Annotated in this window: 26 protein-coding genes and 1 pseudogene; 19 read left to right on the top strand and 8 right to left on the bottom strand. The window is 64.0% G+C overall.

Annotation, left to right across the window (positions count from 1 at the left end; translation table 11 throughout):
* The first annotated feature begins 267 nt into the window (after positions 1-267).
* The gene (locus ABIC09_RS16005; RefSeq protein ID WP_354110005.1) at positions 268-1,140 is read left to right on the top strand and encodes a DUF1259 domain-containing protein; all 873 of its coding nucleotides are present in this window, start codon (positions 268-270) and stop codon (positions 1,138-1,140) included.
* Between the two features lie 33 nt (positions 1,141-1,173).
* Here ABIC09_RS16005 and ABIC09_RS16000 read toward each other — a convergent pair whose 3' ends face one another.
* Both ABIC09_RS16000 and ABIC09_RS15995 read right to left on the bottom strand, forming a co-directional pair.
* Positions 1,174-2,235, bottom strand: coding sequence for a nickel/cobalt efflux transporter (locus ABIC09_RS16000; RefSeq protein ID WP_354109860.1), 1,062 nt, complete (start codon positions 2,233-2,235; stop codon positions 1,174-1,176).
* A 4-nt stretch (positions 2,236-2,239) separates the two neighbouring features.
* Positions 2,240-2,518, bottom strand: a complete 279-nt coding sequence (locus ABIC09_RS15995; RefSeq protein ID WP_063706516.1) for a metal/formaldehyde-sensitive transcriptional repressor — start codon at positions 2,516-2,518, stop codon at positions 2,240-2,242.
* A gap of 522 nt (positions 2,519-3,040) precedes the next feature.
* Between ABIC09_RS15995 and ilvD the strand changes: the two genes are divergently transcribed.
* Entirely contained in the window at positions 3,041-4,765 is a 1,725-nt protein-coding gene (gene ilvD / locus ABIC09_RS15990; protein ID WP_354036981.1) for a dihydroxy-acid dehydratase, read from the top strand.
* Positions 4,752-5,576 (top strand): tetratricopeptide repeat protein, encoded by an 825-nt coding sequence (locus tag ABIC09_RS15985; protein WP_148753758.1) that lies wholly within the window; start codon positions 4,752-4,754, stop codon positions 5,574-5,576. Before ilvD ends, ABIC09_RS15985 begins: the two co-directional genes overlap by 14 nt.
* 68 nt (positions 5,577-5,644) lie before the next feature.
* On the opposite strand, the gene xth is transcribed toward ABIC09_RS15985, so the two are convergent.
* Positions 5,645-6,442 carry an exodeoxyribonuclease III gene (gene xth, locus ABIC09_RS15980; protein WP_354109859.1) on the bottom strand — a complete coding sequence of 266 codons (798 nt, stop codon included), beginning with the start codon at positions 6,440-6,442 and terminating at the stop codon, positions 5,645-5,647.
* A 134-nt stretch (positions 6,443-6,576) separates the two neighbouring features.
* On the opposite strand from xth, the gene ABIC09_RS15975 reads away from it, so the two are divergent.
* A complete protein-coding gene (locus ABIC09_RS15975) occupies positions 6,577-8,919 on the top strand; it encodes an ATP-binding protein (RefSeq protein WP_354109858.1) in 2,343 nt (780 codons plus the stop codon).
* 126 nt (positions 8,920-9,045) lie between these two features.
* Here the strand turns inward: ABIC09_RS15975 and ABIC09_RS15970 are convergent, their stop codons facing one another.
* The 3 genes from ABIC09_RS15970 to ABIC09_RS15960 form a co-directional block, all read right to left on the bottom strand.
* Entirely contained in the window at positions 9,046-9,948 is a 903-nt protein-coding gene (locus ABIC09_RS15970; RefSeq protein WP_354109857.1) for a hypothetical protein, read from the bottom strand.
* Between the two features lie 142 nt (positions 9,949-10,090).
* On the bottom strand, positions 10,091-10,396 hold the full coding sequence (locus ABIC09_RS15965) for a HigA family addiction module antitoxin (protein ID WP_148753762.1): 306 nt from the start codon (positions 10,394-10,396) through the stop codon (positions 10,091-10,093).
* A gap of 17 nt (positions 10,397-10,413) precedes the next feature.
* Positions 10,414-10,695: a type II toxin-antitoxin system RelE/ParE family toxin gene (locus ABIC09_RS15960; protein ID WP_354036978.1), complete on the bottom strand. Its 282-nt coding sequence runs from the start codon at positions 10,693-10,695 to the stop codon at positions 10,414-10,416.
* Between the two features lie 300 nt (positions 10,696-10,995).
* On the opposite strand from ABIC09_RS15960, the gene ABIC09_RS15955 reads away from it, so the two are divergent.
* Entirely contained in the window at positions 10,996-11,661 is a 666-nt protein-coding gene (locus ABIC09_RS15955) for a DUF4272 domain-containing protein (protein WP_354083006.1), read from the top strand.
* 245 nt (positions 11,662-11,906) lie between these two features.
* Here the strand turns inward: ABIC09_RS15955 and erpA are convergent, their stop codons facing one another.
* The gene (erpA, locus tag ABIC09_RS15950; protein WP_354036976.1) at positions 11,907-12,236 is read right to left on the bottom strand and encodes an iron-sulfur cluster insertion protein ErpA; all 330 of its coding nucleotides are present in this window, start codon (positions 12,234-12,236) and stop codon (positions 11,907-11,909) included.
* Positions 12,237-12,361: 125 nt separating this feature from the next.
* Here erpA and ABIC09_RS15945 point away from each other — a divergent pair, with 125 nt between their 5' ends.
* From ABIC09_RS15945 to surE, 12 genes and pseudogenes are all read left to right on the top strand, one after another.
* Positions 12,362-13,570, top strand: a complete 1,209-nt coding sequence (locus tag ABIC09_RS15945) for a deoxyguanosinetriphosphate triphosphohydrolase (protein ID WP_354109856.1) — start codon at positions 12,362-12,364, stop codon at positions 13,568-13,570.
* A 9-nt stretch (positions 13,571-13,579) separates the two neighbouring features.
* Complete coding sequence (gene argS, locus ABIC09_RS15940; protein WP_354109855.1) at positions 13,580-15,370, top strand: arginine--tRNA ligase; 1,791 nt, start codon at positions 13,580-13,582, stop codon at positions 15,368-15,370.
* A 140-nt stretch (positions 15,371-15,510) separates the two neighbouring features.
* Positions 15,511-17,067, top strand: coding sequence for an SPOR domain-containing protein (locus ABIC09_RS15935; protein WP_354110004.1), 1,557 nt, complete (start codon positions 15,511-15,513; stop codon positions 17,065-17,067).
* A gap of 246 nt (positions 17,068-17,313) precedes the next feature.
* Positions 17,314-17,544: pseudogene (locus tag ABIC09_RS37445) on the top strand (beta-hexosaminidase); the annotation flags it as partial.
* Positions 17,545-17,552: 8 nt separating this feature from the next.
* Entirely contained in the window at positions 17,553-18,392 is an 840-nt protein-coding gene (locus ABIC09_RS15925) for a segregation and condensation protein A (protein ID WP_148753768.1), read from the top strand.
* Positions 18,393-18,413: 21 nt separating this feature from the next.
* Positions 18,414-19,166 carry an SMC-Scp complex subunit ScpB gene (scpB, locus tag ABIC09_RS15920; RefSeq protein ID WP_187435146.1) on the top strand — a complete coding sequence of 251 codons (753 nt, stop codon included), beginning with the start codon at positions 18,414-18,416 and terminating at the stop codon, positions 19,164-19,166.
* 170 nt (positions 19,167-19,336) lie between these two features.
* Positions 19,337-19,573, top strand: coding sequence for a twin-arginine translocase TatA/TatE family subunit (locus ABIC09_RS15915; protein ID WP_092028685.1), 237 nt, complete (start codon positions 19,337-19,339; stop codon positions 19,571-19,573).
* Between the two features lie 87 nt (positions 19,574-19,660).
* Complete coding sequence (tatB, locus tag ABIC09_RS15910) at positions 19,661-20,185, top strand: Sec-independent protein translocase protein TatB (RefSeq protein WP_354109854.1); 525 nt, start codon at positions 19,661-19,663, stop codon at positions 20,183-20,185.
* Complete coding sequence (gene tatC, locus ABIC09_RS15905; protein ID WP_148753771.1) at positions 20,182-20,994, top strand: twin-arginine translocase subunit TatC; 813 nt, start codon at positions 20,182-20,184, stop codon at positions 20,992-20,994. The genes tatB and tatC overlap by 4 nt, the downstream gene beginning before the upstream one ends.
* A gap of 188 nt (positions 20,995-21,182) precedes the next feature.
* On the top strand, positions 21,183-22,514 hold the full coding sequence (serS, locus tag ABIC09_RS15900) for a serine--tRNA ligase (protein ID WP_354036969.1): 1,332 nt from the start codon (positions 21,183-21,185) through the stop codon (positions 22,512-22,514).
* A gap of 95 nt (positions 22,515-22,609) precedes the next feature.
* Entirely contained in the window at positions 22,610-22,972 is a 363-nt protein-coding gene (locus tag ABIC09_RS15895; protein ID WP_354109853.1) for a hypothetical protein, read from the top strand.
* Positions 22,973-23,074: 102 nt separating this feature from the next.
* Complete coding sequence (gene surE, locus ABIC09_RS15890; protein WP_187435147.1) at positions 23,075-23,842, top strand: 5'/3'-nucleotidase SurE; 768 nt, start codon at positions 23,075-23,077, stop codon at positions 23,840-23,842.
* A 24-nt stretch (positions 23,843-23,866) separates the two neighbouring features.
* Here the strand turns inward: surE and ABIC09_RS15885 are convergent, their stop codons facing one another.
* Positions 23,867-24,238, bottom strand: coding sequence for a response regulator (locus ABIC09_RS15885; RefSeq protein ID WP_148753775.1), 372 nt, complete (start codon positions 24,236-24,238; stop codon positions 23,867-23,869).
* Positions 24,239-24,478: 240 nt separating this feature from the next.
* Here ABIC09_RS15885 and ABIC09_RS15880 point away from each other — a divergent pair, with 240 nt between their 5' ends.
* Complete coding sequence (locus tag ABIC09_RS15880) at positions 24,479-25,129, top strand: protein-L-isoaspartate(D-aspartate) O-methyltransferase (protein WP_148753776.1); 651 nt, start codon at positions 24,479-24,481, stop codon at positions 25,127-25,129.
* A gap of 109 nt (positions 25,130-25,238) precedes the next feature.
* Positions 25,239-26,627, top strand: coding sequence for a peptidoglycan DD-metalloendopeptidase family protein (locus ABIC09_RS15875; protein WP_354109852.1), 1,389 nt, complete (start codon positions 25,239-25,241; stop codon positions 26,625-26,627).
* The last annotated feature ends 102 nt before the right edge of the window (positions 26,628-26,729 follow it).

Below are 26,729 nucleotides of genomic sequence, written 5' to 3'. Positions count from 1 at the left end.
CTAGTTGAGGCATCGGGGATATGCGGTCTCCCCGCGAGGCGACATGCCCAAGCATCGCGTCCTGATCATCAAGGGCGCAGCATGTCCACTTCACGCACCTCGATTTCTTTCGACAGAATGGCTCATTCGCCTCGCGCGGCATGCGTCGGCGCGCGCGGTGCGGATGCCTGAGCCCGAAAAACGGATTCGACCTGGGGCAGGGACACCAGGAGAATGACCATGCGACTACGAACAACCTGTCACGCAGCCATCTTGCTGGCCGCCGTCATGGGCCCAGCGTCGCTCGCTGCGCAATTCATTGCGCCGGCCCAGGCGGAAGACATCAACTGGCAGGCGATCGACCAAACGCTAGGCCGCAAGGCCGCCGTCTCGGATGATGTCCACCGATACGGGTTTCCTCGCAACGATCTGTCCGTGACTCTGGACGGGGTCGCGATCAAGCCGGCACTGGCCCTCGGCGGCTGGGTGGCGTTCAAGCCAGCCCATGGTGGCGCCATGGTCATGGGCGACCTTGTGCTCCTCGAGACCGAAATCAATCCCGTGATGGCGAAGATGATCGCGAGCGGTCTCGAGATCACGGCCGTGCACAACCACCTCCTGCGTGCGAGCCCGGCGACGTTCTACATGCATGTCGCGGGACACGGCGACCCCGTCAAATTGGCCTCAGCGATCCACGACGCACTCGCCGAAAGCAAGACCCCGCCGACTGTTGCCGCGCCGGCCAATCCGCCGCCCGCCGTCGATCTCGATACAACCAAGCTCGACCAGATCATCGGCGCGAAGGGACAGGCCAATGGCGGCGTCTACCAATTCAACGTCAAGCGCCGCGATCCGATCACGCAGGAGGGCATGCCGCTCACCCCCGTCGGGGCGATGGGCGTTGCAATCGGCATCAACTTCCAGCCAACCGGCGGGGGCAACGCCGCCATCACCGGCGACTTCGTTCTGTCAGGTGACGAGGTGAATTCGGTGCTTGCGGCACTGCTGGCGAATGGCATCGAGGTGACGGCACTGCACAGCCACATGCTGGATGAGCAGCCACGGCTCTTCTTCATGCACTTCTGGGCTCATGACGACGCCATCAAGCTCGCCAAGGGCCTGCGGGCCGCGCTTGATAAGACTGCGAGCACGAAAGGCTGACCGGACAGGCAGCCGATGTCGCGCCGCTGCCGATCACAACATCAGTTCGTGCAGGCCAGTCCAGCCGGTGTAGAGGCCGACGAAGACGATCAGGGCCGCCGACACGTAGGGCGCGCGGTGGGCGTAACGGCTGAAGCCGCCCCAGTGCCGTTCGACATGGCGCAGGCTGAGCGCGGCGAGAACGCCTGCCGACACCATCGTGATCGCAAGCCCGACACCGAAGGACAGCACAAGGACAAAGCCGAGGCTGAATTGCTTCAGCTGTATGCAAAGCAGCAGCACGGTGATCGCGGCGGGGCAGGGGATCAGTCCGCCGGTGAGGCCGAACAGCACAATCTGCGCCCTCGTCACGTTGCGCCCCCCAAAGCGCTTGCGGATGTCGGCGGCATGGGCGCGCGCGTGCGCGTCGTCCTCGTCGCCGAGATCCATGTGGTCGTGATCATGCTCCTCAAACAGGATCTCGGTGGCGTCGCCTGCAAGCGCGATGCGCGCCTTGAACGCATGCGGCTCGGGAATCTCCCCGACGCTTTCGAGGTATCCATCGCAAGCGGCAAACGCGAATGTCTGCTCCGAGCCGTCCTCGCGGATGGTGGTCACCTTGATATCGCCGGCGGCGGGAAGTTCGCCGGCCTCGTTCCGGATCCGCCAGCGAGGGGGCACGCCGTCCTCGAACACCTCCAGCAAGAGCTGCAACCCTGCCAGCGAGATGGATTGCGGTTCGTCGTGGTGGTGATGGTCGTGCGCGTGGTTCTGCTCCCGCCAGGTGCGCCAGACCATCCAGCCGGCGATGCCGATGATGATGACGGCGGACGCCATTTGCAGATAGGCCTCGCTGCGTTCGCCGGATAATTCCCGGCCGAAATACAACCCCGCGAGTGCGATCGCCCAGACGATGGCGGTATGGGAGATGGTCGCCGACAGGCCGAGCAGCACGGCCTGGAGCACGGTGCCCCTGATGGCGATGATGAACGCAGCCATCATGGTCTTGGAATGCCCGGGCTCGAGACCGTGCAGCGCGCCGAGGAGAATGGCGCTGGGCACGAACAGCCATGCATGCGCGCTGCTCTGCTGGAGCAGGTGAGACAGGTCGGTCATCCCTTCACTTCAAATAGGTTCGGACGACGTCGATGAGGTCGGCGGCGCCCTTGGCTTTCTCCGGATCCTTCTCGTGCGCGGGATCCACGACATGATGGCGGATGTGGTCTTCCAACAGCTCGGTGGTGAGACCGCTGATCGCGCCTTTCACCGAAGCCACCAGCATCAGCACATCGGCGCAGCCGATCTCCGACTCGAGCGCGCGCTCGACGGCCTCGAGCTGGCCCTTGATACGCCGGACCCGACCGATGAGCTTCGACTTGTGCTTGATCGTATGTGACATGCCCATAAGATAGGGGGGTACCCTATACGAGTCAATGCGTTGATGCTGATCGTCCTGCTGCCTTTGGCTAAGGCGACGGTGTGGAGGGAGAGAGCTCTCATCCCATCGCCGTCACCCCGAGGCGCCGGCGCGCAGCGGAGGCCCCGAAGGATGCGTGGGGTGGGAAACGGTCGACTCAGTCTGGCTCCGCTCGCCATTGCCGCGAGGCGGGGCGCGCCTCTCCCTTCACAAAATCTGCAGTTGTGGATGGCCGGTCTCACGAGGGTAATACAGTAGGCTTTTCCGTGTCCTCTGAGCCACTTTTGTGCTCTTCATGCAACATTCCCGCGCGATTTGACCCCTATCGCAGTCCGTTCGCATCGGCGCCGCTTTTTGGCCACACCCAAACATGAATAAAATCCAACTCTAATGTTTCAGGGGCTGGGCTGGTCCCTTGCAGGCGGCGGAAAATCCCAAGGTCGATTCAAATCTTGGGTCTGATGTTCCGGGTCTGACAAGGGTTAGCCAAGGAAACTGGTCGCGATGGACGCCAAGACCAACATCAAGCAGAGGCTGCCGAGCCGTCACGTGACGGAAGGCCCTTCGCGCGCGCCCCACAGGTCCTACTTCTACGCCATGGGTCTGACCACCGAGCAGATCCACCAGCCCTTCGTCGGGGTCGCCTCGTGCTGGAACGAGGCCGCCCCCTGTAACATCTCTCTGATGCGCCAGGCGCAGGCGGTGAAGAAGGGCGTCGCGTCCGCCGGCGGCACGCCGCGCGAATTCTGCACCATCACGGTCACCGACGGCATCGCCATGGGCCATGACGGCATGCGCTCCTCGCTGCCCTCGCGCGAATGCATCGCCGACTCCGTCGAGCTGACCGTGCGCGGCCATGCCTATGACGCGCTCGTTGGCTTGGCCGGCTGCGACAAGTCGCTGCCGGGCATGATGATGGCGATGGTCCGCCTCAACGTGCCCTCGATCTTCATCTATGGCGGCTCGATCCTGCCCGGCAATTTTCGCGGACAGCAGGTCACCGTGCAGGACATGTTCGAGGCCGTCGGCAAGCACTCGGTCGGCGCCATGTCGGACGAGGATCTCGACGAGATCGAGCGCGTGGCGTGCCCCTCGGCCGGCGCCTGCGGCGCGCAGTTCACCGCCAACACCATGGCGACCGTCTCCGAGGCGATCGGCCTGGCGCTGCCTTACTCGGCCGGTGCCCCGGCACCGTATGAAATCCGCGACGCCTTCTGCATGACCGCAGGCGAGAAGGTGATGGACCTGATCGCGTCCAATCTCCGGCCGCGCGACATCGTCACCCGCAAGGCGCTCGAGAACGCGGCCGCCGTGGTCGCGGCCTCCGGCGGCTCGACTAATGCTGCGCTGCACCTGCCGGCGATCGCGCATGAAGCCGGCATCAAGTTCGACCTGTTCGACGTCGCCGAAATCTTCAAAAAGACACCGTATGTCGCGGATTTGAAGCCGGGTGGCCGTTATGTCGCCAAAGACATGTTTGAAGTAGGTGGCATACCGCTTCTGATGAAGACGCTGCTCGACAACGGATTTCTCCACGGTGACTGCATCACTGTCACCGGTCGAACGATCGCCGAAAACCTCAAGAGCGTGAAGTGGAATCCGCACCAGGACGTGGTGCACCCGGCAGACAAGCCCATCACCGTCACCGGCGGTGTGGTTGGTCTGAAGGGGAATTTGGCGCCAGAAGGTGCGATCGTGAAAGTCGCGGGAATGTCCAATCTGAGGTTCACCGGTCCGGCGCGTTGCTTCGACCGGGAAGAGGACGCCTTTGAAGCCGTCCAGAACCGCACGTACCGCGAAGGCGAAGTCATCGTGATCCGCTACGAGGGCCCCAAGGGCGGCCCCGGCATGCGGGAAATGCTCCAGACCACCGCGGCGCTGACCGGCCAGGGCATGGGCGGCAAGATCGCGCTCATCACCGACGGCCGCTTCTCCGGCGCCACCCGCGGCTTCTGCATCGGTCATGTCGGGCCCGAAGCTGCCATCGGCGGCCCGATCGCACTGTTGCAGGATGGCGACATCATCGAGATCGACGCCGTTGCCGGAATCCTTAACGTAAAATTGAGCGACGCCGAGCTCGCGCAACGCAAGACCAAATGGAGCGCTCGCGCGACTAACCACACGACGGGCGCGCTCTGGAAATATGCCCAGCAGGTTGGACCAGCGGTCGGTGGGGCAGTAACCCATCCGGGCGGCGCGCACGAGAAACAGTGTTATGCGGACATCTAGGCGTGCCATCGTTGCGTTTGTGTTGGGGGCTGCCGCGCTGGCGGCGCCGGCGCTCGCCTTTGATGGTGCGCCGGTCAACCAGAAGGATGCGACCATCCCGGTCGTGACCACCTTGCCTGGTGCTGCGGGCGCGGTGCGCAAGTCCTTGCCGCCGGTCGCGACCCAGGAAACCTCGCTCAGCGCTCTGCAATATGCCGCGGAGGGCGGTCACCCGATCGCGCAGTGGAAGCTTGGCCGCATGTACGCCAGCGGCGACGGCGTGGCCCAGGACGACGTGCGCGCCTTCGAATATTTCACCCGCATCGCCAATGCCCATGCTGAGGACAGCCCGTCCGCGCCGCAGGCGCAGGTCGTGGCCAACGCCTTCGTCGCGCTCGGCCGCTACTATTTGAGCGGTATCCCGAACTCGAAGATCAAGGCCGATCCGGACCGGGCGCGGGAGATGTTCTCCTACGCGGCCTCTTATTTCGGCAACGCGGATGCCCAGTACGATCTCGCCCGGCTCTATCTGAAGACGCCGGACGCCTCGCGCGAGGATTTCCGCTACGGCGCACGATGGCTTGGCCTCGCCGCCCAGAAGGGCCAGCACGAGGCCCAGGCGCTGCTCGGGCAGATGCTGTTCAACGGCGACCGCCTGCCGCGGCAGGCTGCGCGCGGCCTGATGTGGCTGACCTTGGCGCGTGACAGCGCCGGCACCGACGAGACCTGGATCAAGGAAAACTACAACCGCGCTTTCGCCAAGGCGTCGGACGACGACCGCGCCATGTGCCTGCAAATGCTGGAACAGTGGGTTCAGGGCCGCCACGAGTAAGCGCGGCGACCTCGGTGCCGTAGGTGAGGTGGGGCAAAAGCGGAGCGCGCCCACCACCTGAGTGGCGCTTACGCCGCCTCCAGATCCAGATCCGCCCACACCGGCACGTGGTCCGATGGCTTCTCCCAGGCTCGCACATAGCTATCGATGCCGACATTGGCGAGCCGGTCGCTGGCCTGCGGCGATAGAAGCAGATGGTCGATGCGCAAGCCCTGGTTCTTCTGCCAGGCCCCCGCCTGGTAGTCCCAAAAAGTATAGAGCCCGGGCTCGTCGGTGACCGCGCGCAAGGCATCGGTAAGGCCGAGGCCGAGCAGGGACTGGAAGCTCTCCCGCGTCTCGGCCTTGAACAGGGCGTCCTCGGTCCAGGCGGCGGGATTGTGGACGTCGCGGGCGTGCGGAATGACGTTGAAGTCGCCTGCGAGGATCAGCGGCTCCTCCGTCTTAAGGCGCTCCTTCGAATACTCAAGAAGCCGGGACATCCATTTGAGCTTGTAGGGATATTTCTCGGTCCCGACCGGATTGCCATTGGGCAGATAGAGGCAGGCGATGCGCATCACGCCGCGCCTGAGCGTCACCACGCCCTCAAGGAAGCGGGCGTGTGCGTCCTCGTCGTCGCCGGCGAGCCCCGACTTGGTCTCGTCGAACTTGAGCTTGGAGAGCAAAGCGACGCCGTTGAAGGTCTTCTGCCCGTGGGTGACCACGTTGTAGCCCAGCGCCTCGATCTCCAGCCGCGGGAACGCCTCGTCGACGCATTTGATCTCCTGCAGGCAGACGATGTCCGGTTGGCACTCCCTGAGCCAGGTCAGCAGCAGGTCGATCCGCTGCCGGACTGAATTCACGTTCCAGGTGGCTACTCTGATGGGCATGTCGACGGGCTCCGGGCAGGGGCCATGGTTAGAACAAAATGCAAACGTGCCCGTCAAGGACGCCGCAAAATCTCCCACAAAATTAACCCGGCTTAAGCAGGCGGCAGGCCATTGATGCGGAAAAGGTTCCTCGGATGGGATGGCCGGACAAATCCGCTACAGAGACTGAGCCGCAGGATGGCCTGAAAGACGGCCTGATCGGCGCGTTCCTGTACTGGCTCGGCGGCTTCGAGATCGAGGACGGCCTGACCGCCGGTCTCAGCGAGCGCGAGCTGCGCCGCATCCGCGCCAAGCAGATCGACGCCGTGACGCGGGCCATCCCGGTGACGATGGCCGTAACCATGCTCAATGTCGCCATCGTGCTGATCCTGTTCTGGGGCCGGGGCTGGAACGATTTCCTCGCGATATGGGGCATGACGCTTGCCGCCGCCGCCTCGCTCGCGGTGAGGGCGTGGCGGCGCGCGCAGCAGAATCCGCCGCAGGAAGCGTCACGCCGCGCGACGCGGCAAATGATGCGGCAGGCATTCTTCCTGGCCGCGATCTGGGGCATGCTGCCGCTCGCATTGTTCAGCCGCGTCGGCCCGACCAGCCAGCTGATCCTGGCCTGCCTGATGGTTGGCATGATGTCGGGCGGCGCCTTCACGTTGTCGACCTTTCCGCGTGCGGGCCTCGTCTATCTCGCGACCATGACGGTCGCCTGCGCCGGCGCGATGCTGTTGTGCGGTGCTGGTCCGTATGCCCTGACCGCGGTGTTCCTGCTGCTGTTCGCGTTCTTCATGGCGCGCAACATCGTCTCGCAGGGCAATCTGTTCCTCGGCAATCTCAAGGCCCGGCTCGAGCTCGAACGCCAGACCGAGATCATCTCGCTGCTGCTGAAGGATTTTCAGGAGAACGCCAGCGACTGGCTGTGGCAGACCGACGCCGAAGGGCATCTCACGGATGTGCCCGAGCGCTTCGCCGACGTCGCGCAGCTGCCGCTTCCACTGCTGAAGGGGTCGCTCTTCGCCGACGTGCTCGACATGCTGTGCCCCGAAGATCAGGCGGCGGCCTACAACGTCGTCGGCCTGATGGAGCACGCCGAGCCGCTGCACGAGATGAACCTCAAGGTCGTTGCGGGCGGCGAGGCGCGGCTGTGGTCGCTGACGGCGAAGCCGGCCTATGACCGCGACGGGCAATTTTTGGGCTATCGCGGCTTTGGCCGAGATGTCACCGAGCGCTGGCGCGCGGAAAAGGCCGAGGCCGAGAGCCGCGCGAAGTCGGATTTTCTCGCCGTGATGAGCCACGAGATCCGCACGCCCATGAACGGCGTGCTCGGACTTGCGAGCATGCTGCTCGAAACAAATCTCGATCCGGAGCAGCGCGAGGCCGTCACCACGATCCGCGAATCCGGTGACAACCTCCAGCGCATCCTCAACGACATCCTCGACCTGTCCAAGCTCGAGGCCGGACGCTTCGCGTTCGAGGCGATCGACTTTGCGCCGCAGACGCTGGTCGAGACGGTCGCGACCGTGGTGCGCGCAAGCGCCAAGAGCAAGGGGCTCGCAGTCAAGGTCGAGCTCGATCCGGACCTGCCGCCGACGCTGCGTGGCGACGTCGCGCGTATCCGGCAGGTGTTGCTCAATCTCGCCTCCAACGCCGTGAAGTTTACCGATCAGGGCGAGGTGACGATCAAGGCCATTTGCCAGGCGCGCCGCGATCTGCTCGCGACCGTCGAATGGACCGTGTCGGACACCGGCATCGGCATTGCGCCCGAGAAGCTCGGGCAGCTGTTCTCGGATTTCGCGCAGGCCGATGCCTCGATCAGCCGCCGCTTCGGCGGCACTGGCCTCGGTCTCGCGATCTCCCGGCGTATCATCGAGCAGATGGGCGGCACCATCGGCGTCATCTCGACGCCGGGCGAGGGCTCGACCTTCCGCTTCACGCTGGTGCTGCCGTGGAGTCAGGCGCAGACGTCAAGTCAGGACGCGGGCCGCGATGAAGCGGACGACCTCAAGGCCCGCATCGCGAGCCTCGACCGGCCGCTGAAGGTGCTGGTCGCCGAGGATGACGCCGTCAACCGCATGGTCGTGAGCAAGATGCTCGGTGCCTTCGAGGTCGAGCTGCGGGTCGTCGCCGATGGCGTGGACGCCGTCGCGGCCGTCTCCGAAGGCGATTACGACATCGTGCTGATGGACGTGCGCATGCCAGAGATGGATGGCCTTGCCGCGACCCGGGCGATCCGCGCGGAAGGCGGGCGCTTCGAGGCCCTGCCGATCATCGCACTGACAGCCAACGCCTTCCCCGAAGACGTCAAGATCTGCCGCGAGGCCGGCATGTCGGACTTCCTGGCCAAGCCGCTACGGAAGCCCGCGCTGGCCGCGGCCCTGCTGCGCGGGCTGGACGGTCACGTGATGGCAGAGGACGCGCCGCTCCAGCCGGAGTTGATGCCGGTCGAGGCGGAGTGGACGGACGAGGAAAGGCAGATGACCGGGGCTTAAAGCACTTTCAAGCGAAGTGAATGCCGGTTGGCGCAAAGCAAACGCGTCAAAAAGAGAATCGCCGATCAAATCGCCGGCGAAATCGATTTGGTGCTCTGCTACGGCCGACAATGCAACGCGGCGCCGTTACAGTTTTCCATAAACTCGCCCGGCGACTGCCTTCAGGCGCTCGACCGAACCGGACTCCGGATGCGGCTTGACCGGTGCGAACAGGATCGAAGCCTGCCTGCCGTTCTTCCAGACATAGATGTTGACGGCGTTGCCGTTGCCCTTGGTGCAGGAATGCTCGCCAAACGCTTCATTACCGAGCTCGGGGATCGCCACGTGCTGGCACGGGTCCGTGCGTTTCATCATGCTGATGACCGTGTCGCGCGAGCTCGCGATCACCGCAACTGTCATGGTGTTGGCCGCGCGATCGAACATCATGCAGCTGCCGGCGCCGGTCCGCTGCACCGTCAGCGTGCCTTTGTCGAGAAAACCGTCGGCATCCGCGGCAGTGAGCCACTCGCAATTGCCGAACCGCTCGCTGCTCTTGCTCACGTTGGCGATGGCAACGCGGGCGCCTTCGGTGAGCGGCCCGAGCAAGGCCTCGTCGGCACGCCGGCCGGTCGGATAGACGCTGATCTGCAGGATGTAATCGCCGGACAAGGCGACGACCGATGCCTCCTGGCGCTCCGCGCCGGCGGCGCTTGTTCCGCCCTGGCCTTCGTCGCCGATGTCAGCGACTGCGTTAAGCGGCATGCGCTCGCCAAGCGTCTTGACGAAGGTCGCGTACAACTCCTTGGCGCGGTCCTTGTCGGGATTGCGAAACACGGTCAGCATCATCGTGTCGCCGCGCCCGCCCTGATAGATGCAACCACGGCCGTCCTGATTTGAAATCAGCGACCATTTGAGCGCCGGCATCGCGTCGGCGAGATCCTTGGCGCTGATGAACGGGCAGGTTTCGGCAGCGTGCACGGGCAGCACCGGGACGGCTGCGATTGCAAGGAATAGAACGAAGCAACAGAGCAGCCGATCGATAATGCGCATTTGATAATTGACTTCCACTATTGGCGCGCCACGGCCGATGAAGATGGGCACAATTGCTTTCGCCGGGGCGCTATGATGGAGCGGCCGGCCGCCCGCGCCGATCCGCAAATTTTCGACGCCTTGCGATATTGCGCTCCGCCGCTCAGGCTGCTTCCGGCTTGTTTACGGTCTCGATGCGGTCAAGAGTCTTACCGAGTTCGCGCTTTGCGAGCTGCATATCATAGTCGTTCTGCAGGTTGAGCCAAAGCTGGGCGGTTGTCCCGAGCGCCTTAGCGAGCCGGAGCGCAGTGTCGGCAGTAATGCCGGTCTGTTCGCTGGCGATCCGCTCGATCCGGGTGCGAGGCAAGCCGCAGGCCTTGGCAAGAGCGCCCGCCGACATTTTCAGCGGAACCAGGAACTCCTCCCGCAGAACCTCACCTGGATGCATGGGCTTGAGCTTCTTGGCCATTGTCGCGTCCTCTTCTTCTAATGGTAATCTACAATTTCGACGTCCGCCGGGCCTTGCGCTGTCCAAACAAAGCACGCGCGGAATTGGTCGTTGATTCTGATTGAGTGTTGCCCCTTGCGATCGCCCGCCAATGCCTCAAGGCGGTTGCCAGGAGGCGATTTCAAGTCGCCCAAATCGCCCGCGGCGTTCAGGTAGCGCAGTTTCCGGCGCGCTACCTTGACCAGGTCGGCCGGAAAGCCCTTGGGACTTTCGCCATTGAAGACGGCCTCGGTGGTTTTGTCCCGGAAGCTTCTGATCACTCACAAGGTGTATCATTGGATGATACGCCTGTCAATATCAACGTATCAATCAATGATACGCGGCCTAGCCACAGCCTCGGCGCGGTAGCTGATCGTAGGAGCGGCAGCGCAGGAACGGCCGCTACGCGGGCCGTGGCGTGCCCTAGCGTAGAACGGCGCGCCACGGCAGACGAAGATGGGTGCTTCGCCGTCTGGCATGCGCTCCAAGCGGCGGCATGCTCGATCCTGTCGCGGCCGAGGATGCCTCGTGATATTGTACGTCCGGCAACCGTTGGGGGGATTGGCGCGATGAATGGAAGGATGTCAACGGATAATGGAGGGATCTCAGCGGAAGCTATTGATAGAAAGCTCAGATCAGAGAGGATCCTTCAAGCCGAGGGCGTACCTTTCTTTGCCGCATTACCCGTTATTGAGACCAAGGCTGAGGCGCTGAAACGATCTAAAGAAGAAGTCGCGCTACGCACTCTTTGTCTCCTTTTTGTTGCTGCAAAAGGCGAGGGACTTGAGGAAGAATTAGTCGAACGACTTCTAGAAACATACGAACTCCGGCCGCATCTGACTCCCAAGGAACTCGCGTTCGTGCTCGACAATTCCCCTTCGCAGCACGACCGGATTCAATTCACTTGGAGGCACGAAGCCGCCTGGACTCTGCTTTGGGCATTGGGCTTCGTGGCCCAGCTAGGCAAGCCAGATCAGATTTGCGACGTGGAATTCGCCGCGAAGACCATGGCCGAAAGGACGACATCTGAGTTTATCGACGACTCCGAACTTCGTCCGATCGCCGACATTCTTGATCAGGCCGATCTGATCTACAGGTACCACTGGGCTGTCAGAAACGCGCGTACTAAAGGACAGCAGGTACCCGCAGCTCTAGATCCTGGCGTGACGGCAGAAAGACACCACGCTTTGAATTGGCTTATCGGATACGGCCAACAAACGTGGGATCATGTCACCACTCACACCTGACGCCACTGACGAGATTCAAACCTTCTCGAAGGATTGGACTGCGGCAAGGGACGCTTCGGCGTTGGGCTGTATCGACCCGCCCCGTGTGCGCCCGGTCGAGCTCCCCGACCTTGGGGGATCTCGCGATGATGATACATTACCCCTGTTTTGCCCGACGGGTCAACCGATCTTCGCAAAAGCCGAAATACACCGTGCCGGCGTCCCGGCTACTGTGCATGGGGTTGTTTTTCAGATTTTGAGCCGGATCAGATCGAGAAGCTGGTACCGCAGCCGCAGGACGCCGTCGCGTTGGGATTGTTGACGCGGAACGAGGCGCCGATCAGATCGTCGACGAAATCCACCTGCGAGCCCGCCAGGAACGGCTGCGAGGCGGAATCGACCAGCACCACCGCGTTCTCCTGCTTGATGACGAGATCGTCATCGGTGCGGTCGCGATCGATGTCGAACTTGTACTGGAACCCGGAGCAGCCACCGCCCTCGACGGAGATGCGCAGCATCGCGCCTGTGCCTTCGCCCTTGAGGATTTCTCCAATCCGGCGCGCGGCGCGGTCACTGATGGTCACGTCAGTCGTCATGGCTCGTCTCTCCGATAGGCCCGCAGTCGTACCAAATTCATTTGGCCAATTCATTTGGTATCCCGCGTCCGGCATAGTTAAGTGCAAGGATACGCAGAATCAAATGGATAGGGACTAAATTCGTCGTGTCCGTCGGAATGGCAGCCCCCCATGCGCCCTATGCCTGCGACCCCGATCGCAGCCGAGGCCGGCTGGTCGCCGAGCCCCCGAGCCGGACCAGGAGCCCGTTCCGGCGCGATTGCGACCGGGTGATCCATTCCACCGCGTTCCGCCGCCTCAAGTACAAGACCCAGGTGTTCGTGTTCCATGAGGGGGACCATTACCGTACCCGGCTGACCCATTCGCTGGAGGTGGCGCAGATCGCCCGCGCGCTGGCGCGCCAGCTTGGGCTGGACGAGGATCTCACGGAAACCCTGGCGCTCGCCCACGACCTCGGCCATCCGCCATTCGGCCATGCCGGCGAGCGGGCGCTGGATGCCTGCCTGAAGGATTTCGGCGGCTTCGACCACAACGCCCAAGCGCTCCGCGTCGTCGGCTCGCTGGAGCACCGCTATCCCGAGTTCGACGGGCTCAACCTGACCTGGGAGTCGCTCGAGGGCATCGTCAAGCACAACGGCCCGCTGACCGATCGCAGCGGCGCGCCGGTCGGGCGCTACCGCGAGCACGGCATTCCCGTCGGCATCGCCGACTATATCAAGTCCTACGATCTCGAGCTCTGGAGCTTCGCCTCGCTGGAGGCGCAGGTCGCGGCGATTGCCGACGACATTGCCTATGACGCCCACGATATCGACGACGGCCTGCGCGCCGGCCTGTTCCACCTCGATGATCTCAAGGTGATGCCGCTCACGGCGGAGATCATCGCCGAGACCTCGGCGCATTACCCCGATCTCGAAGACGTCAGGCGCGGGGCTGAGCTGGTGCGCGAGCTGATCTCGCATCTGATCGGCGCGGTGTTCGCGGAGGCGAAAAAGAACATCGCCGCGGTCAGCCCGCAATCGGCCCAGGACGTGCGCCAGCAGAGCCGGGCGCTGATCGCGTTCCCTGCCGAGGTCGCCGAGGAGGAGGCCGCCATCAAGCGATTTCTCTATGGACACATGTACCGCCACAAGCGGGTGGTGCGGGTGATGGCGGAGGCGGAACAGATCCTGTTCGACCTGTTCGCAAAATACCTGATATCGCCGGCCGACCTCCCGCCGGAATGGCTGGCCGGGGCGGAGGCGGACGACGAGGGCGACCGGGCCCGCCGGATCGGCAATTTCATTGCCGGAATGACCGACCGTTTCGCCCTGACCGAGCACCAGCGGCTCTTTGACTCGACCCCGGATTTGCGTTAGGCGGCGACCATGCCCGACACATCCTCAGCACCGCATTTGTTCGCCGACGTGCTCGCGCGCGTGCACGCCGCCTGCCGCGCGCTCGCGGCCGAAGCCAACTGGCCCGAGGGCATCGATTTCTCGCGCGTGGTGGTCGAGCCGCCGCGCGATGCCTCCCACGGCGACATGGCGACCAACGCCGCCATGGTGCTTGCGAAAGAGGCAAAGGCAAAACCGCGTGATCTCGCTGAGCAGATCGCCGAGCGGCTGCGCGCCGACGCGCTGATCGCCAAGGTCGACGTCGCCGGTCCCGGCTTCATCAATCTGACGCTGAAGCCCGCCGCCTGGGCCGAGGCGCTGCGGACGGTGCTGCGCGAGGGCGCCGATTACGGCCGCGTCCGCGGCGGCTCCAAGGTCAACGTCGAATACGTCTCGGCCAATCCGACTGGGCCGATGCATGTCGGCCATTGCCGCGGCGCCGTGTTCGGCGACGCGCTGGCGAGCCTGCTCCAATTCGGTGGCCACGACGTCACGCGTGAATATTACATTAACGATGCCGGCGCGCAGGTCGACGTGCTCGCGCGCTCCGCCTTCTTGCGGTATCGCGAGGCGCTCGGCGAGAACATCGGCGCCATTCCGGAAGGCCTCTATCCGGGCGACTATCTGAAGCCGGTCGGTGTGGTGCTGGCCGAGGAGCATGGCGACAAGCTCCTCGCGATGAGCGAGGCGCAATGGCTGCCGACGGTACGGTCCAAGGCGATCGGGATGATGATGGACGAGATCAAGGACGATCTCGCCGCGCTCAATATCCGCCACGACGTGTTTTTCTCGGAGCGCTCGCTGATCGAGAGCGGCAACAACAAGGTTGCCGAGACCATCGATTTCCTGAAGGCCAAGGGTGACATCTATGAAGGCCGCCTGCCGCCGCCGAAGGGCGCACCGGTCGAGGACTGGGAAGACCGTGAGCAACTGCTGTTCAAGGCAACCGCCTACGGCGACGACGTCGATCGTCCGTTGATCAAGTCGGACAATTCCTACACCTACTTCGCCTCCGACATCGCCTACCACAAGAACAAGTTCGACCGCGGTTTTGCGGAGATGATCGACGTCTGGGGCGCCGATCATGGCGGCTACATCAAGCGCATGCAGGCGGCGGTGAAGGCGACGACCTCTGGCAAGGGCGCGCTCGACGTCAAGATCGTCCAGCTCGTGAAGTTGCTGCGCAACGGCGAGCCGGTGAAAATGTCCAAGCGGAGCGGGGACTTCGTCACTTTGCGTGAGGTGGTGGATGAAGTCGGCCAGGACGCCGTCCGCTTCATGATGCTCTACCGCAAGAACGACGCCGTGCTCGACTTCGACCTCGCCAAGGTCATGGAGCAGTCGCGCGACAACCCGGTGTTCTACGTCCAGTACGGCCACGCCCGCGGCCACTCGATCTTCCGCAACGCGCGGGCGGAGGTGTTTCCGGAACTCCCCGAGGACGCCCGCAAGCGGATCGCATGGCTCAGCGAGTCGGACGTGGAACGGCTGTCGGACCCCGTTGAACTCGACCTTCTCAAGCGCCTTGCAATTTATCCGAGGATGCTGGAAGCCGCCGCGGCGGCTCACGAGCCGCACCGTATTGCCTTTTATCTCTATGACTTAGCGAGCGAATTTCACGCACTTTGGACGAAGGGGCGCGATTTGCCCTATTTACGCTTCATTATCAATAATGATGCAGTTCTAACAAAGGCGCGGCTGGCCATGGTCCAGGGCGTCGTCTCTGTCCTGGCATCGGGCCTCGCCATCCTCGGCGTCCATGCTCCGGACGAGATGCGGTAGTTTGGGGCGAACTACTTAAGGGGAATATTGGGGGTACCGGCAGAAGCCGGATCGCTTAGACTTGGTTGAAAGCCTTGTGGGTCGAAAGCCGCGCCTTGGTCGAGGGGCGCGCGGCTTTCCCGAAGGGACGCATCATCACGATGGCCGATCGATATCACGACAGACCGTTTCCGTCCGACGACTATGGCCGCGGCGCCGACCAGCATGGGAAGGCGGAAAACGATCCCTTGGCTGAGCTCGCCCGCCTGATCGGGCAGACCGATCCGTTCGCAGCACAGGGCCGCCCGGGCGCGCGGCCGGCCGCAGCGCCAGCACAGACTTATCAGGACGAAGATTATTCGCAGGACGGCTATCGGCAGGAATATGCCGAGCAGGCTGCCCCGACTCAGCCGGGTCCGCCGTCATGGATGCGCCGCGCCAACGTGCAACCGCAGCCGGCGCCCGAGCCTGACTATCCCGTCGCGGTGAATCCCGTTCATCCGCTGCATCGCTATTCAGCCCAGCCGGCTGCGCCGGAGCCTGAGTTTCATCAGCCCCAGACCTATCAGGATCAGGCCTATCAGGATCAGGCTTACCAGCATCAGGCCTATCATCAGGAGCAGGCCCAGGACCAAGCCCACGAGGCGTCATCCGAGCAGCCCGATTCGGCGCGTTACGATGATGCGCTCTACGGGCGGCTCGAGTCGGGTGAGCAGGATTTTCAGCGTGAGCCGGCCTATCCGGACGACCCTTACGCGTTCCAGAGCGACTATCCCGAGGCCGATCTCGACGAGCCCAGGAAATCGCGCGGCGGCATGATGACGGTCGCCGCGATCCTCGCGCTGGCCGTGGTCGGAACTGGTGCTGCCTTCGCCTACAAGACCTATATCGGATCGCCCCGCAGCGGCGAGCCGCCGATCATCAAGGCCGACAACACGCCGACCAAGATCGTGCCCGCGCCGTCGGACTCCTCGGCCAAGGTGCCGGACCGCATGGCGAGCGGCGACGGCAGCGAGAAGATCGTGCCGCGCGAGGAGGCGCCCGTCGACGTCAATGCCAAGGCGGCCGGTCCGCGCGTGGTGTTTCCGCCGCTGAACCAGAATGCGAACCCGCCGCCGGTTGCGAGCGTGTCGCCGTCCAACGTTCCGCCACCGAATGCCGGTCCGGTCCCGAGCAACGGGACGATGCCGAACAGTGCGCCACGCTCGGTCAAGACCGTGGCCGTGAAGGGTGACCAGACCGACAGCGCCGCGCCGCAGGCCGCCGCGTCATCAGCGCCCAAGCCGGCCGCGCCGCCGAAGCCGGTCGCTGCACCAGCCGCGCCGCGTACGCCGCCGACTTCGGCCAATGCCAGTGCCAACCAGCCACTCTCGCTGGCGCCGCAGGCTGCGCCGGCCGAACCGCCGCAGCGTATGGCCGCGACCAATCCGACCCAAATTGCACCCACGCCCAGCGGCGGTGGCGGCTTCGTCGTGCAGGTTTCCTCGCAGCAGAGCGAGGATAGCGCCGCCGCGTCCTACAGGGTGCTGCAGAGCAAGTATGGCAGCGTGCTCGGCGGCCGCTCGCCGGTCATCAAGCGCGTCGATCTGACCGATAAGGGCAAAGGTATCGTCTACCGCGCCTTCGCCGGACCGTATGGCTCGGCCGACGAGGCGGTGCAGGCCTGCAACAATCTGAAGTCGGCTGGCCTGCCGTCCTGCTTCGTCCAGAGGAATTAGCGGCCGTTTCCTTGACCCCCTGCCGGGGCAGGGTTAATCGGCCCCATGAGCACGCGGGCCTTCAATACCGGCGTATCCGGAATGGAACTGACCGCCGCCGAGCTGGCGTTTGGCCGTGCCGAATGCCCACGGGATTTCATTCGCTTCAGGCGTAGCATCGAAATCTCGACGCAAGTCACGGTACTGCTTGAGGAATTGGTGGTTGCGGGCTTAACCGCGGCCAATCTCGGCAGTCTCAGCATTCCCGTGGATGGCGCCGCCGCCCCCGCCCATCCGGTGACGACTTCTGCGACAATGATTGCTCAAGTGATTCGCAGCGCAATTGGGTTCCAGGGTTTGTTAATGAGTAATGACGTGCCGATGAACGCGCCGGCGGGCGGAATCGCCGAGCGAATTCGCGCCATGTTCGCGGGCGGCTGCGACACGACGCTTCACAGCAATGACAATGCGGAACTGGACGCATTGACCGCAACCACGGCATCCGCATGACCGCAGAAATCCTATCGTTTGAAACCGGGCGGCCCGCAGAGCTGGCCGAGGGCGAGCCGGCGTTGGTGGTCGATGTCGAGGGCTATGAAGGCCCGCTCGATCTCCTGCTCGCGCTGGCGCGGCAGCAGAAGGTCGATCTCGCCAAGATCTCGATCCTGGCGCTGGCCGACCAGTACCTTCACTTCATCGAAGCTGCTCGAAAAATCCGCCTCGAGCTTGCCGCCGACTATCTCGTGATGGCCGCCTGGCTTGCCTTCCTGAAGTCGCGCCTGCTGCTGCCGGAGCCGCCGAGTGCGGAAGGTCCGAGCGCCGAGGAAATGGCGACCGCGCTCGCCAACCGTCTGCGCCGCCTGGAAGCCATTCGCGAAGCCGCCAACCGGCTGATGAACCGGCAGCAATTGCTGCGCGACATTTTTCCGCGCGGCGAGCCCGAGCAGATCGCCGAGATCCGGCATCCGAAATACACGGCGACGCTGTATGACCTGCTCACGGCCTATGCTTCACAGCGCCAGTCGCGCGTGCTGGCGAGCGTGCATCTGGCCAAGCGCACGGTGTGGTCGCTCGCCGAGGCGCGCGCCACGCTGGAGCGGCTGGTCGGCAGCATCACCGACCAGGATGACTGGGGCGTGCTCGACGATTTCCTGGTCCGTCACGTCGCTGATCCGACGCAGCGCGCGACGGTGTTCGCCTCGAGCTTCGCCGCTGCGCTCGAGCTGGTGCGCGAAGGTCAGCTCGAGCTGAATCAGAAAGAGGCGTTTGCGCCCATCTATTTCCGGAAGGGGCGTCCTAAACCGGTTCCGGACGCAGCTCCTGCGCCCGATGCGCCGGTCGCTTAAGTGCAAGAAGGAGAATCTGCCATGGCAAGCCTGGCTGAAGTGCGGGTAGATGAGGCCGAGCCGATGGAGAACGAATCCCAGGCGCGTCCCGAAGAATTGCGGCTGCTGGAAGCGCTGCTGTTTGCTTCGAATGAACCACTGGATACGGCGACGCTGGCCAAGCGCATGCCCGAGGGCGTCGACATCAAGGCCGCGCTCGAGCAGCTCCAGGCCGACTACGCCTTGCGCGGCGTGAACCTCGTGCGGGTCGCCAACAAATGGACGTTCCGCACTGCCGGCGATCTCGCCTGGCTGATGACCCGCGAGAGCACCGAGACCCGCCGCCTGTCGCGTGCGGCCATCGAGGTTCTGGCGATCATCGCCTATCACCAGCCGGTGACGCGTGCCGAGATCGAGGAGATCCGCGGCGTCGTCACCTCAAAGGGCACGCTCGACGTGCTGCTGGAGACCGGCTGGATCAAGCCGCGCGGTCGTCGCAAGACGCCTGGCCGTCCTCTGACCTTCGGAACCACCGAGGACTTCCTCTCGCAGTTCACTCTGGAACAGCTCGGCGACCTGCCGGGTCTGGAGGAGCTGAAGGGTACGGGACTGCTGGATTCGCGGCTGCCGACCGGCTTCAGCGTGCCGACGCCATCGGATGATCCTCAGCTGCGCGAGGACGAGGACCCCCTGGAACCGGGCGAGGACCTCGATCTGGCGCTGGCGCCTGCGGTCGAGCCCGAGACGCCGCCGGAAGGCGGCAATGAGGGCGGCGAAGGCGGGAACGAGGAGTGATCCTCCGGTCGCTCTGCGGGCCGCCTGCGACCAGTTAACACTAGGCAAGATTACGTAGCGCCAACAGCGAATTGGCGCTGCCTTGGTCCTTGTTTTTGAGGCCTGCGAAGCCTAGGTTTCGGTGAAGATCGGCCGGGGGTCCCGGCGATGCGCGTTTGGAGGGTTGCAGGATGGGTTCACTTAGCATTTGGCACTGGATCTTGGTGATCGCAGTGGTCCTGCTGCTGTTCGGCCGTGGCAAGATTTCGGATCTGATGGGTGACGTGGCGCAGGGCATCAAGGCCTTCAAGAAGGGCATGCAGGACGACGACAAGGTCGCTGACAAGCCCGCCGAGCCGTCCAAGTCCATCGAGCACAATGCGGCGCCGACCGCGGCGCGATCCGACGTCGGCAGCAAGGCCGTCTGAGCCAGGAGCACGCGAGACACGGGTAGCGGCCCGATCCTGCGCGTGAGGGATCAGGCCGATCGTGATTTCGCGTGAACGGAAGACGTCATGTTCGACATCGGGTGGAGTGAACTGGTTCTGATCGGGGTCGTGGCCCTGGTCGCCATCGGCCCGAAAGAGCTGCCGGGCGTGCTGCGCATGGTCGGTCAGTGGATGGGCAAGGCCCGCAAGATGGCCGCCGAATTCCAGGGCCAGTTTCAGGAAGCCATGCGCGAGGCCGAGATGGCCGACCTCAAGAAGAGCTTTGACGAGGTCAAGGAAGCCGCTTCCGGCTTCACCGGCGGCGGTCTGATGACCTCGCTGCAGAAGGACGTCAGCGACGCGCTGCGCGTCGATGCGCTCGACAAGCCGGCCGAGACCGCCACGACCACCGCTGTCGAACCGCCGGCGATTTCAAGTGAAACGCCGACGACACCAACGACACCCGAAGCCCCGACGCCTGAAACCTTCGTGGAGGCCGAGGCGCACGCGGCGATCAACGAGCCGCTCGCGATCACGCGCGAGGTCGAGCCGCAGGCGACGGTAGAGCAAGACACCGCGCCCGAAGCGATCAAGGACGCCAAAGCGTCATGAGCGACGCCGAGATCGAGGCCAGCAAGGCCCCCTTGATGGACCATTTGATCGAGCTGCGCTCGCGGCTGATCAAGGCGCTGCTCGGATTCGGCGTGGCCTTCATCTTCTGCTTCTTCTTCGCCAAGCAGATCTACAACGTGCTGGTCTGGCCGTTCGTGTGGATCGCAGGCGCCGAGAACTCGAAATTCATCTACACGGCGCTGCTGGAATATTTCATCACCCAGCTCAAGCTCGCGCTGTTCGGTGCCGGCTTTATTTCCTTCCCGATCGTCGCGACGCAGATCTACAAATTCGTCGCGCCCGGCCTCTACAAGCACGAGAAGCAGGCGTTCCTGCCGTATCTGGTCGCGACGCCGTTCTTTTTCGTGCTCGGCGCGGCGCTGGTCTATTTCGTCGTGCTGCCGATGCTGGTGCGCTTCTCGCTCGGCATGCAGCAGGCCGGCAGCGACGAGACCGCGCAGATCCAGCTTCTGCCCAAGGTCGGCGAATATCTCTCGCTGATGATGTCGCTGATCTTCGCCTTCGGTATCGCCTTCCAGCTTCCGGTGATCCTGACGCTGCTCGGGCGGATCGGCATCATCACGTCAAAGATGCTGCGCGAGAAGCGCCGCTATTTCATCGTCGTCGCCTTCATCATCGCGGCCGTGCTGACGCCGCCTGATGTGCTTAGCCAGTGCTCGCTGGCGATTCCGCTACTGGCGCTCTACGAGGGCTCGATCATTGCGGTCTCGATGGTGGAGAAGAAGGCGGCCGCCTCGCAGGCCACGACCGGCACCGACGTGTCGACGCCGCCGAATCCGGCCGAGTAGGGCGCCTCTGTGTCATTCCCCGCGAAAGCGGGGAATCCAGTACGCCGCGGCCTCTCGGAGAATCACCCCTGTCTCTGGAATACTGGATCGCCCGCTTTCGCCGGCGATGACGCCTGTGGTAGTGGGAAGCGCTGTGCACCCCGCCAACACGCGCTTCGGCCATTGCACGCTGATTCAGGACCACCGCCATGCACGACATCAAATCGATCCGCGACAATCCGCAAGCCTTCGACGCCGGTCTCGCCCGGCGGGGCCTGAAGCCGCTATCGGCGTCGCTGCTCGCGATCGACGAGCGGCGGCGGGCGTCGATCCTGGCTTCCGAGCAGGCACAGGCGCGGCGCAATGCGGCCTCGAAGGAGATCGGCGACGCCAAGAAGGCGAAGGACGATGCGCGTGCGGCCAAGCTGATGGCTGAGGTCGCCGAGCTCAAGACCACGATGCCGCAGCTCGAGGCTGCCGCGAAAACGGCCGACGATGAGCTGACCAAAGAGCTGTCCGCGATCCCGAACATTCCGTTCGATGAAGTGCCCGATGGGGTCGACGAGCACGGCAACGTCCAGCACCACGTGTTCGGTGCCAGGCGCAACTATGGTTTTGCGCCGAAGCTGCACGACGATCTCGGCACCGCGCTCGGCTACATGGATTTCGAGGCGGCGGCAAAACTCTCCGGCGCGCGCTTCGTCGTGCTGAAGAAGGGCCTCGCGCGCCTTGAACGCGCGATCGGGCAGTTCATGCTCGACCTGCACACGAATGAGCACGGCTACACCGAGATCAACCCGCCGCTCTTGGTGCGCAACGAGGTGATGTTCGGCACCGGGCAATTGCCGAAATTCGAGGATGACCAGTTTTGGGCGATCAAGGGCGAGCTGCTCGCTTCGCCCGATCATGAGCGGCTGAAGACCGAGCGTCTCGGCCTGATCCCGACGGCGGAAGTCTCGCTCACCAACCTTGTCCGCGAATCCATCCTCGACGAGAAGCAACTACCAATGCGGCTGACTGCGCTGACGCCGTGTTTTCGCGCGGAGGCGGGTGCCGCAGGGCGTGATACCCGCGGCATGATCCGCCAGCACCAGTTCACCAAGGTCGAGCTGGTCTCGATCACGACGCCTGAAACCAGCAAGGACGAGTTGGAGCGGATGCTGTCCTGCGCCGAGCAGGTGTTGCAGAAGCTCGACCTGCACTATCGCGTCATGACGCTCTGCGCAGGGGATATGGGTTTCTCGTCGCAAAAAACCTATGACATCGAAGTCTGGATGCCCGGGCAGGGCGACGGCGGCATGTTCCGTGAGATCTCGAGCTGCTCGGTCTGCGGCGATTTCCAGGCGCGGCGCATGGATGCGCGTTCGCGCGGCCCGGACGGCAAGCCGCGCTTCGTGCACACGCTGAACGGCTCCGGTACGGCGGTCGGCCGCGCGCTGATCGCCGTCATGGAGACTTATCAGCAGGAGGACGGCTCGATCGCCGTTCCCAGCGTGCTTCAGCCCTATATGGGCGGGCTGAAAGTGGTCGCGCGCGAATAATTCTCGTTGCCCGCCTGAAACGCAGAAACGTTTGGTTGCGAAGATCGGGCGGCCGGTTATCCTGCCGGCCATCCGTCAACGCGAACCGACCGTCCATGGCCTTGCACCGCGACATCTTCTGGGTCGGCCGACAATGGGCGGTGACCGGTTCCGGTATCCAGGCCGTCGACCAGCGCTTGCGTGGCGTGCTGGACATCGACATCGCGCGGCTCTGGGACGACACGCATGTGCAAAGCCGGCGCGCCAAGCCGGGCGTCAATGTCGAGGATTTTGACACGGCGGTAACGGTAGCGCGTGAGCGCTTTCCAGAGGCGCCCGTGTCGGCTCCATTCGTTGCGCAGCTGAAGGCGCTCGGTGTGATCGAGACACCCGTCGTCAGCCCTGTCGTGCCGGCGATGCAGCTGCGCGCGGAGGGCAAGCTTGCGCGCTTCCTGCCGCAATGGCGCGTCCGGCGTTAATTGCGTCCGGCGTTAATAATGCGTCGGGCCTGGATACCGGTTTGCCTGATGCGCCATAGCGGGATAAGACGGCCTGACCCAGCTCAGGAATCGACCACCGGCATGCGCATTCTCTGCACCAATGACGACGGCATCCACGCTCCCGGCCTCAAGGTCGTGGAGGAGATCGCGCGCGCGCTGTCCGACGACGTCTGGGTGGTCGCGCCCGAGCTCGACCAGTCCGGCGTGTCGCATTCGCTGTCGTTGAACGATCCGCTCCGCCTGCGCGACGTCGGGCCGCGGCACTTCGCGGTGCGCGGTACACCGACCGACTGCGTCATCATGGGCGCGCGCCACATCCTCGGCGCCAAGCTGCCCGATGTCGTGCTCTCCGGCGTCAACAAGGGCCGCAACGTTGCCGAGGACGTGGTCTATTCCGGCACCATCGCCGGTGCGCTCGAAGGCACCATCCTAGGGATCCCGTCATTCGCGCTGTCGCAGGAGTTCAGCGTCGAGACGCGCGAGCGGCCGCCGTGGGACACCGCGCGCAAATTCGGTCCCGACATCCTGCGCAAGGTGATCAAGGCCGGCATCCCGAAGGACACCGTCATCAACGTCAACTTCCCGTCCTGCGCGCCCGAGGATGTGCTCGGCATTCGCGTCACGCGGCAGGGCAAGCGCAATCTCGGCTTCCTCAGGATCGACGAGCGCAGGGACGGCCGCAACAATCCTTATTTCTGGATTGGCTTCGAACGTGCCGCGATGATGGACATGCCGGCCGCAGGCACCGATCTCGCGGCGCTGCGCGAGCGCTATGTCTCGGTCACGCCACTGCGGCTCGATCGTACCAATGAAGCGTTTTCCGAAGAGCTGAGCGCGACGCTAAAGTGAAGATGATTTGGAAGTAGAAGCTAGCTAGCCGGTGCGAAGCGCGGCTTCGATGGTCTTGCCGAGCGCGTCGAGCTGAAACGGCTTCTGCAGCGCTGGCCGGTCGCGATATTGCTCCGGCAGGCCCGACGAGCCGTAGCCGGTGGCAAAGATGAACGGGCAGCCCTTTTCCCTGATGAGATCGGCAACCGGCGAAATGACCTTGCCGTTGACGTTGACGTCGAGGATGGCGATGTCGAACTCGGTGGCTTGGACCAGCCGCAGGGCCTCGTTGATATCGCCCGCTTCCGCCGCGACCTTGTAGCCGAGCTCCTCCAGCATATCCGCGACCATCATTCTGATCATGACCTCGTCCTCGACGAGGAATACAGAGCGGCCCGAAAGCCCGGTCGCGGTCATTGTCGTTGAGTCCTTGCCCATCTCCGGAAAACGTTCGCAGATAACATGAATCGACGCAATGCGCGTTTCGGCCGGCGGACGCGCGGAAATGCGTTTGCGGCTGGCCCGCTGCAAGCCGATTTGTGGTCAAATACCGCAGCGAAAGGCTATCATAGGTTCCTGAGCAGGAACAGGATTCTTGCCCGGGCCTGAGCGACGCGTGCGACGATCCGGCCCTCTGACGAGACGATATAAGCAGCGATGACCTCCAACCAGCCCCCGCCGGAAAAGATGATGTTTCAGCTCACGCTGAGGCGTCGCGGCATCAGCAATCAGACCGTGCTGCGGGCCATGGAAGAGGTGCCGCGCGATCTGTTCGTCGAAGCGTCCGATCGCGACGCCGCCTATCGTGACAGCGCGTTGCCGATCGCCTGCGGGCAGACCATCAGCCAGCCATTTGTCGTCGCCTACATGACCGAGCAGCTTCAGCTCCAGAAGCAGCATCGCGTGCTCGAGATCGGCGCCGGCTCCGGTTATCAGGCCGCCGTGCTGTCGCGGCTTTCGCGCGAGGTGCTGACGGTCGAGCGCTACCGCAAGCTTGCGGACGCCGCGCGCGCCAGGCTTGAAAAGCTCGGGTGTCACAATGTCGAGGTGATGCTGGGCGATGGCCTCAATCTGCCACCCAACATCGGCCCGTTCGACCGCATCATCGTTACCGCCGCGGTGGAGCAGATTCCGGAGAACCTCGTCGAACGGCTCGAGGTCGGCGGCATCCTGATTGCGCCGGTCGGGCCGCATCAGGGCGTGCAGACGCTGACCCGTCTCAGCCGTACCGAAGCCGGGATCGAACGCAGGGAACTCGTGGAGGTCCGTTTCGTGCCGGCGCTGCCCGGCGTGGCGCGGGAGCTGTAGAATTCCGGATCGGCTGTGCTGCCAACATCTTATTGGGAGGGTTAAGCCGTTATTTACTCGCGACGTGTTTACTTAAAAGACCAGTTCTGTTGCGTACGAGTGAGTAACCATGTCTGTTGTCGCCGAGTTGCTTTACTCGCGCCGCGTACCGCAGGTCGCGGTGCTGGCGCTGATTTCCTTCAGCTTCGCAGGGTGCAGTGCCGACATGCAGTCGAGGCTGTCCCAGTCGAACTTCTCCAATCCCTTCTCTGAATCGACCGGTTCGGTCCAGCAGGCCCCGCCGCCGCAGCGTGAGCTGCCGCAATATGCACGGCCGCAGACCCAGCCCGGCTACTATCAGTCTCAGGCCTTGCCGCCGCCGGCTGTCGCTGCGCCGCAATCCTATCCGGTTGCATCGGGTGGGGGCGTCTCCGGAGGCGGTCGCGGCCTCGGCTCCTACACGCCGCCGGCTCAGCCGCGTCTTGAAGCCACCGGCACCGTGCCGCCGCGCTCAGTTGCAGCTGCCCAGCCCGTCGGCGGAACCAAGATCATCGTCGGCACCAGCGACACGCTCGACGTGCTCGCCAAGCGCTACCATGTGAGCCCGCAGGCGATCATGGCCGCCAACGGCTACAAGGGGCCGCGCGCGCTCTCGCCTGGCCAGCAGCTGGTCATCCCGCATCCGGGTGCAACGGCTGCTGCACCGGCGCCGGTCACGGCTCCGGTTGCGGCGGCTCCCGCAATGGCGAAACCGGTTGCCGCCGTCGCTGCGCCATCGAGCTACCACTTCGTCAATCACGGTGACACGCTCGCCAGCATCGCGCGCAAGAACCATATCTCCGCGGCCGAGCTCGCTCGCGCCAATGGTCTCGAGCCGTCGACCAAGCTGAAGCTCGGCACCAAGCTGACCGTGCCGGGCGCCAAAACCGCAGCGGTTGCCGCTCCGCTTGCCCCGGCGCCTGTCGCCGCGGCCCCCGTGGCGGCTGCGCTGCAGCCGGTTGCGGCCGCTCCCGCACCGACCACCAGGATGGCCGCTGTTGCCCAACCGGCGCAGAGTGCGCGCCTGGCTCAGGCCAACACGAATATCGAAGAGAAGGCCGCCGAGACGCCGGCGAAAGCCGCAGAGACCACCAGCTCGCTGCCGACCTTCCGCTGGCCGGTGCGCGGAAAGGTGATCACGAGCTACGGCGCCAAGACCAACGGCAAGTCGAATGACGGCATCAATGTCGCGGTGCCCGAGGGTACGCCGGTCAAGGCGGCTGAAGACGGCGTCGTGGCCTATTCCGGCAACGAGCTGAAAGGTTACGGCAATCTGGTCCTGGTTCGGCACTCCAACGGCTACGTCACCGCATATGCCCATGCGAGTGAGCTGTTGGTGAAGCGCGGCGATCCCATCAAGCGCGGTCAGGTCATTGCCAAGTCGGGTCAATCCGGGGAGGTGGCGTCGCCGCAGCTCCACTTCGAGATCCGTAAGGGATCGAGCCCGGTTGACCCGTTGCAATTCCTCAACGGTGCATGAAGCCCTAGAGCGTTAGCCGATCAGGTTGCAAGTACCCTGCGGCCACGAAGTAGTTTGTGGATTCTGCGGGCGTGTAGGTGTCGACGATGCGACCAATAGCGT

The organism is Bradyrhizobium sp. S3.12.5 (assembly GCF_040548225.1).
In the GTDB taxonomy this organism is placed as follows: domain Bacteria; phylum Pseudomonadota; class Alphaproteobacteria; order Rhizobiales; family Xanthobacteraceae; genus Bradyrhizobium; species Bradyrhizobium cytisi.
Note: the sequence above shows the minus strand (reverse complement) of the source record. Positions and strands in the feature narration are given on the sequence as shown.

Excerpts from the sequence above, each read along its gene's own strand:
- ABIC09_RS16005 (WP_354110005.1), top strand. The coding sequence starts at position 268 with ATGGGCCCAGCGTCGCTCGCTGCGCAATTCATTGCGCCGGCCCAGGCG.
- ABIC09_RS16000 (WP_354109860.1), bottom strand. The coding sequence starts at position 2,235 with ATGACCGACCTGTCTCACCTGCTCCAGCAGAGCAGCGCGCATGCATGG.
- ABIC09_RS15995 (WP_063706516.1), bottom strand. The coding sequence starts at position 2,518 with ATGTCACATACGATCAAGCACAAGTCGAAGCTCATCGGTCGGGTCCGG.
- ilvD (WP_354036981.1), top strand. The coding sequence starts at position 3,041 with ATGGACGCCAAGACCAACATCAAGCAGAGGCTGCCGAGCCGTCACGTG.
- ABIC09_RS15985 (WP_148753758.1), top strand. The coding sequence starts at position 4,752 with ATGCGGACATCTAGGCGTGCCATCGTTGCGTTTGTGTTGGGGGCTGCC.
- xth (WP_354109859.1), bottom strand. The coding sequence starts at position 6,442 with ATGCCCATCAGAGTAGCCACCTGGAACGTGAATTCAGTCCGGCAGCGG.
- ABIC09_RS15975 (WP_354109858.1), top strand. The coding sequence starts at position 6,577 with ATGGGATGGCCGGACAAATCCGCTACAGAGACTGAGCCGCAGGATGGC.
- ABIC09_RS15970 (WP_354109857.1), bottom strand. The coding sequence starts at position 9,948 with ATGCGCATTATCGATCGGCTGCTCTGTTGCTTCGTTCTATTCCTTGCA.
- ABIC09_RS15965 (WP_148753762.1), bottom strand. The coding sequence starts at position 10,396 with ATGGCCAAGAAGCTCAAGCCCATGCATCCAGGTGAGGTTCTGCGGGAG.
- ABIC09_RS15955 (WP_354083006.1), top strand. The coding sequence starts at position 10,996 with ATGTCAACGGATAATGGAGGGATCTCAGCGGAAGCTATTGATAGAAAG.
- erpA (WP_354036976.1), bottom strand. The coding sequence starts at position 12,236 with ATGACGACTGACGTGACCATCAGTGACCGCGCCGCGCGCCGGATTGGA.
- argS (WP_354109855.1), top strand. The coding sequence starts at position 13,580 with ATGCCCGACACATCCTCAGCACCGCATTTGTTCGCCGACGTGCTCGCG.
- ABIC09_RS15935 (WP_354110004.1), top strand. The coding sequence starts at position 15,511 with ATGGCCGATCGATATCACGACAGACCGTTTCCGTCCGACGACTATGGC.
- ABIC09_RS15925 (WP_148753768.1), top strand. The coding sequence starts at position 17,553 with ATGACCGCAGAAATCCTATCGTTTGAAACCGGGCGGCCCGCAGAGCTG.
- scpB (WP_187435146.1), top strand. The coding sequence starts at position 18,414 with ATGGCAAGCCTGGCTGAAGTGCGGGTAGATGAGGCCGAGCCGATGGAG.
- ABIC09_RS15915 (WP_092028685.1), top strand. The coding sequence starts at position 19,337 with ATGGGTTCACTTAGCATTTGGCACTGGATCTTGGTGATCGCAGTGGTC.
- tatB (WP_354109854.1), top strand. The coding sequence starts at position 19,661 with ATGTTCGACATCGGGTGGAGTGAACTGGTTCTGATCGGGGTCGTGGCC.
- tatC (WP_148753771.1), top strand. The coding sequence starts at position 20,182 with ATGAGCGACGCCGAGATCGAGGCCAGCAAGGCCCCCTTGATGGACCAT.
- serS (WP_354036969.1), top strand. The coding sequence starts at position 21,183 with ATGCACGACATCAAATCGATCCGCGACAATCCGCAAGCCTTCGACGCC.
- ABIC09_RS15895 (WP_354109853.1), top strand. The coding sequence starts at position 22,610 with ATGGCCTTGCACCGCGACATCTTCTGGGTCGGCCGACAATGGGCGGTG.
- surE (WP_187435147.1), top strand. The coding sequence starts at position 23,075 with ATGCGCATTCTCTGCACCAATGACGACGGCATCCACGCTCCCGGCCTC.
- ABIC09_RS15885 (WP_148753775.1), bottom strand. The coding sequence starts at position 24,238 with ATGACCGCGACCGGGCTTTCGGGCCGCTCTGTATTCCTCGTCGAGGAC.
- ABIC09_RS15880 (WP_148753776.1), top strand. The coding sequence starts at position 24,479 with ATGACCTCCAACCAGCCCCCGCCGGAAAAGATGATGTTTCAGCTCACG.
- ABIC09_RS15875 (WP_354109852.1), top strand. The coding sequence starts at position 25,239 with ATGTCTGTTGTCGCCGAGTTGCTTTACTCGCGCCGCGTACCGCAGGTC.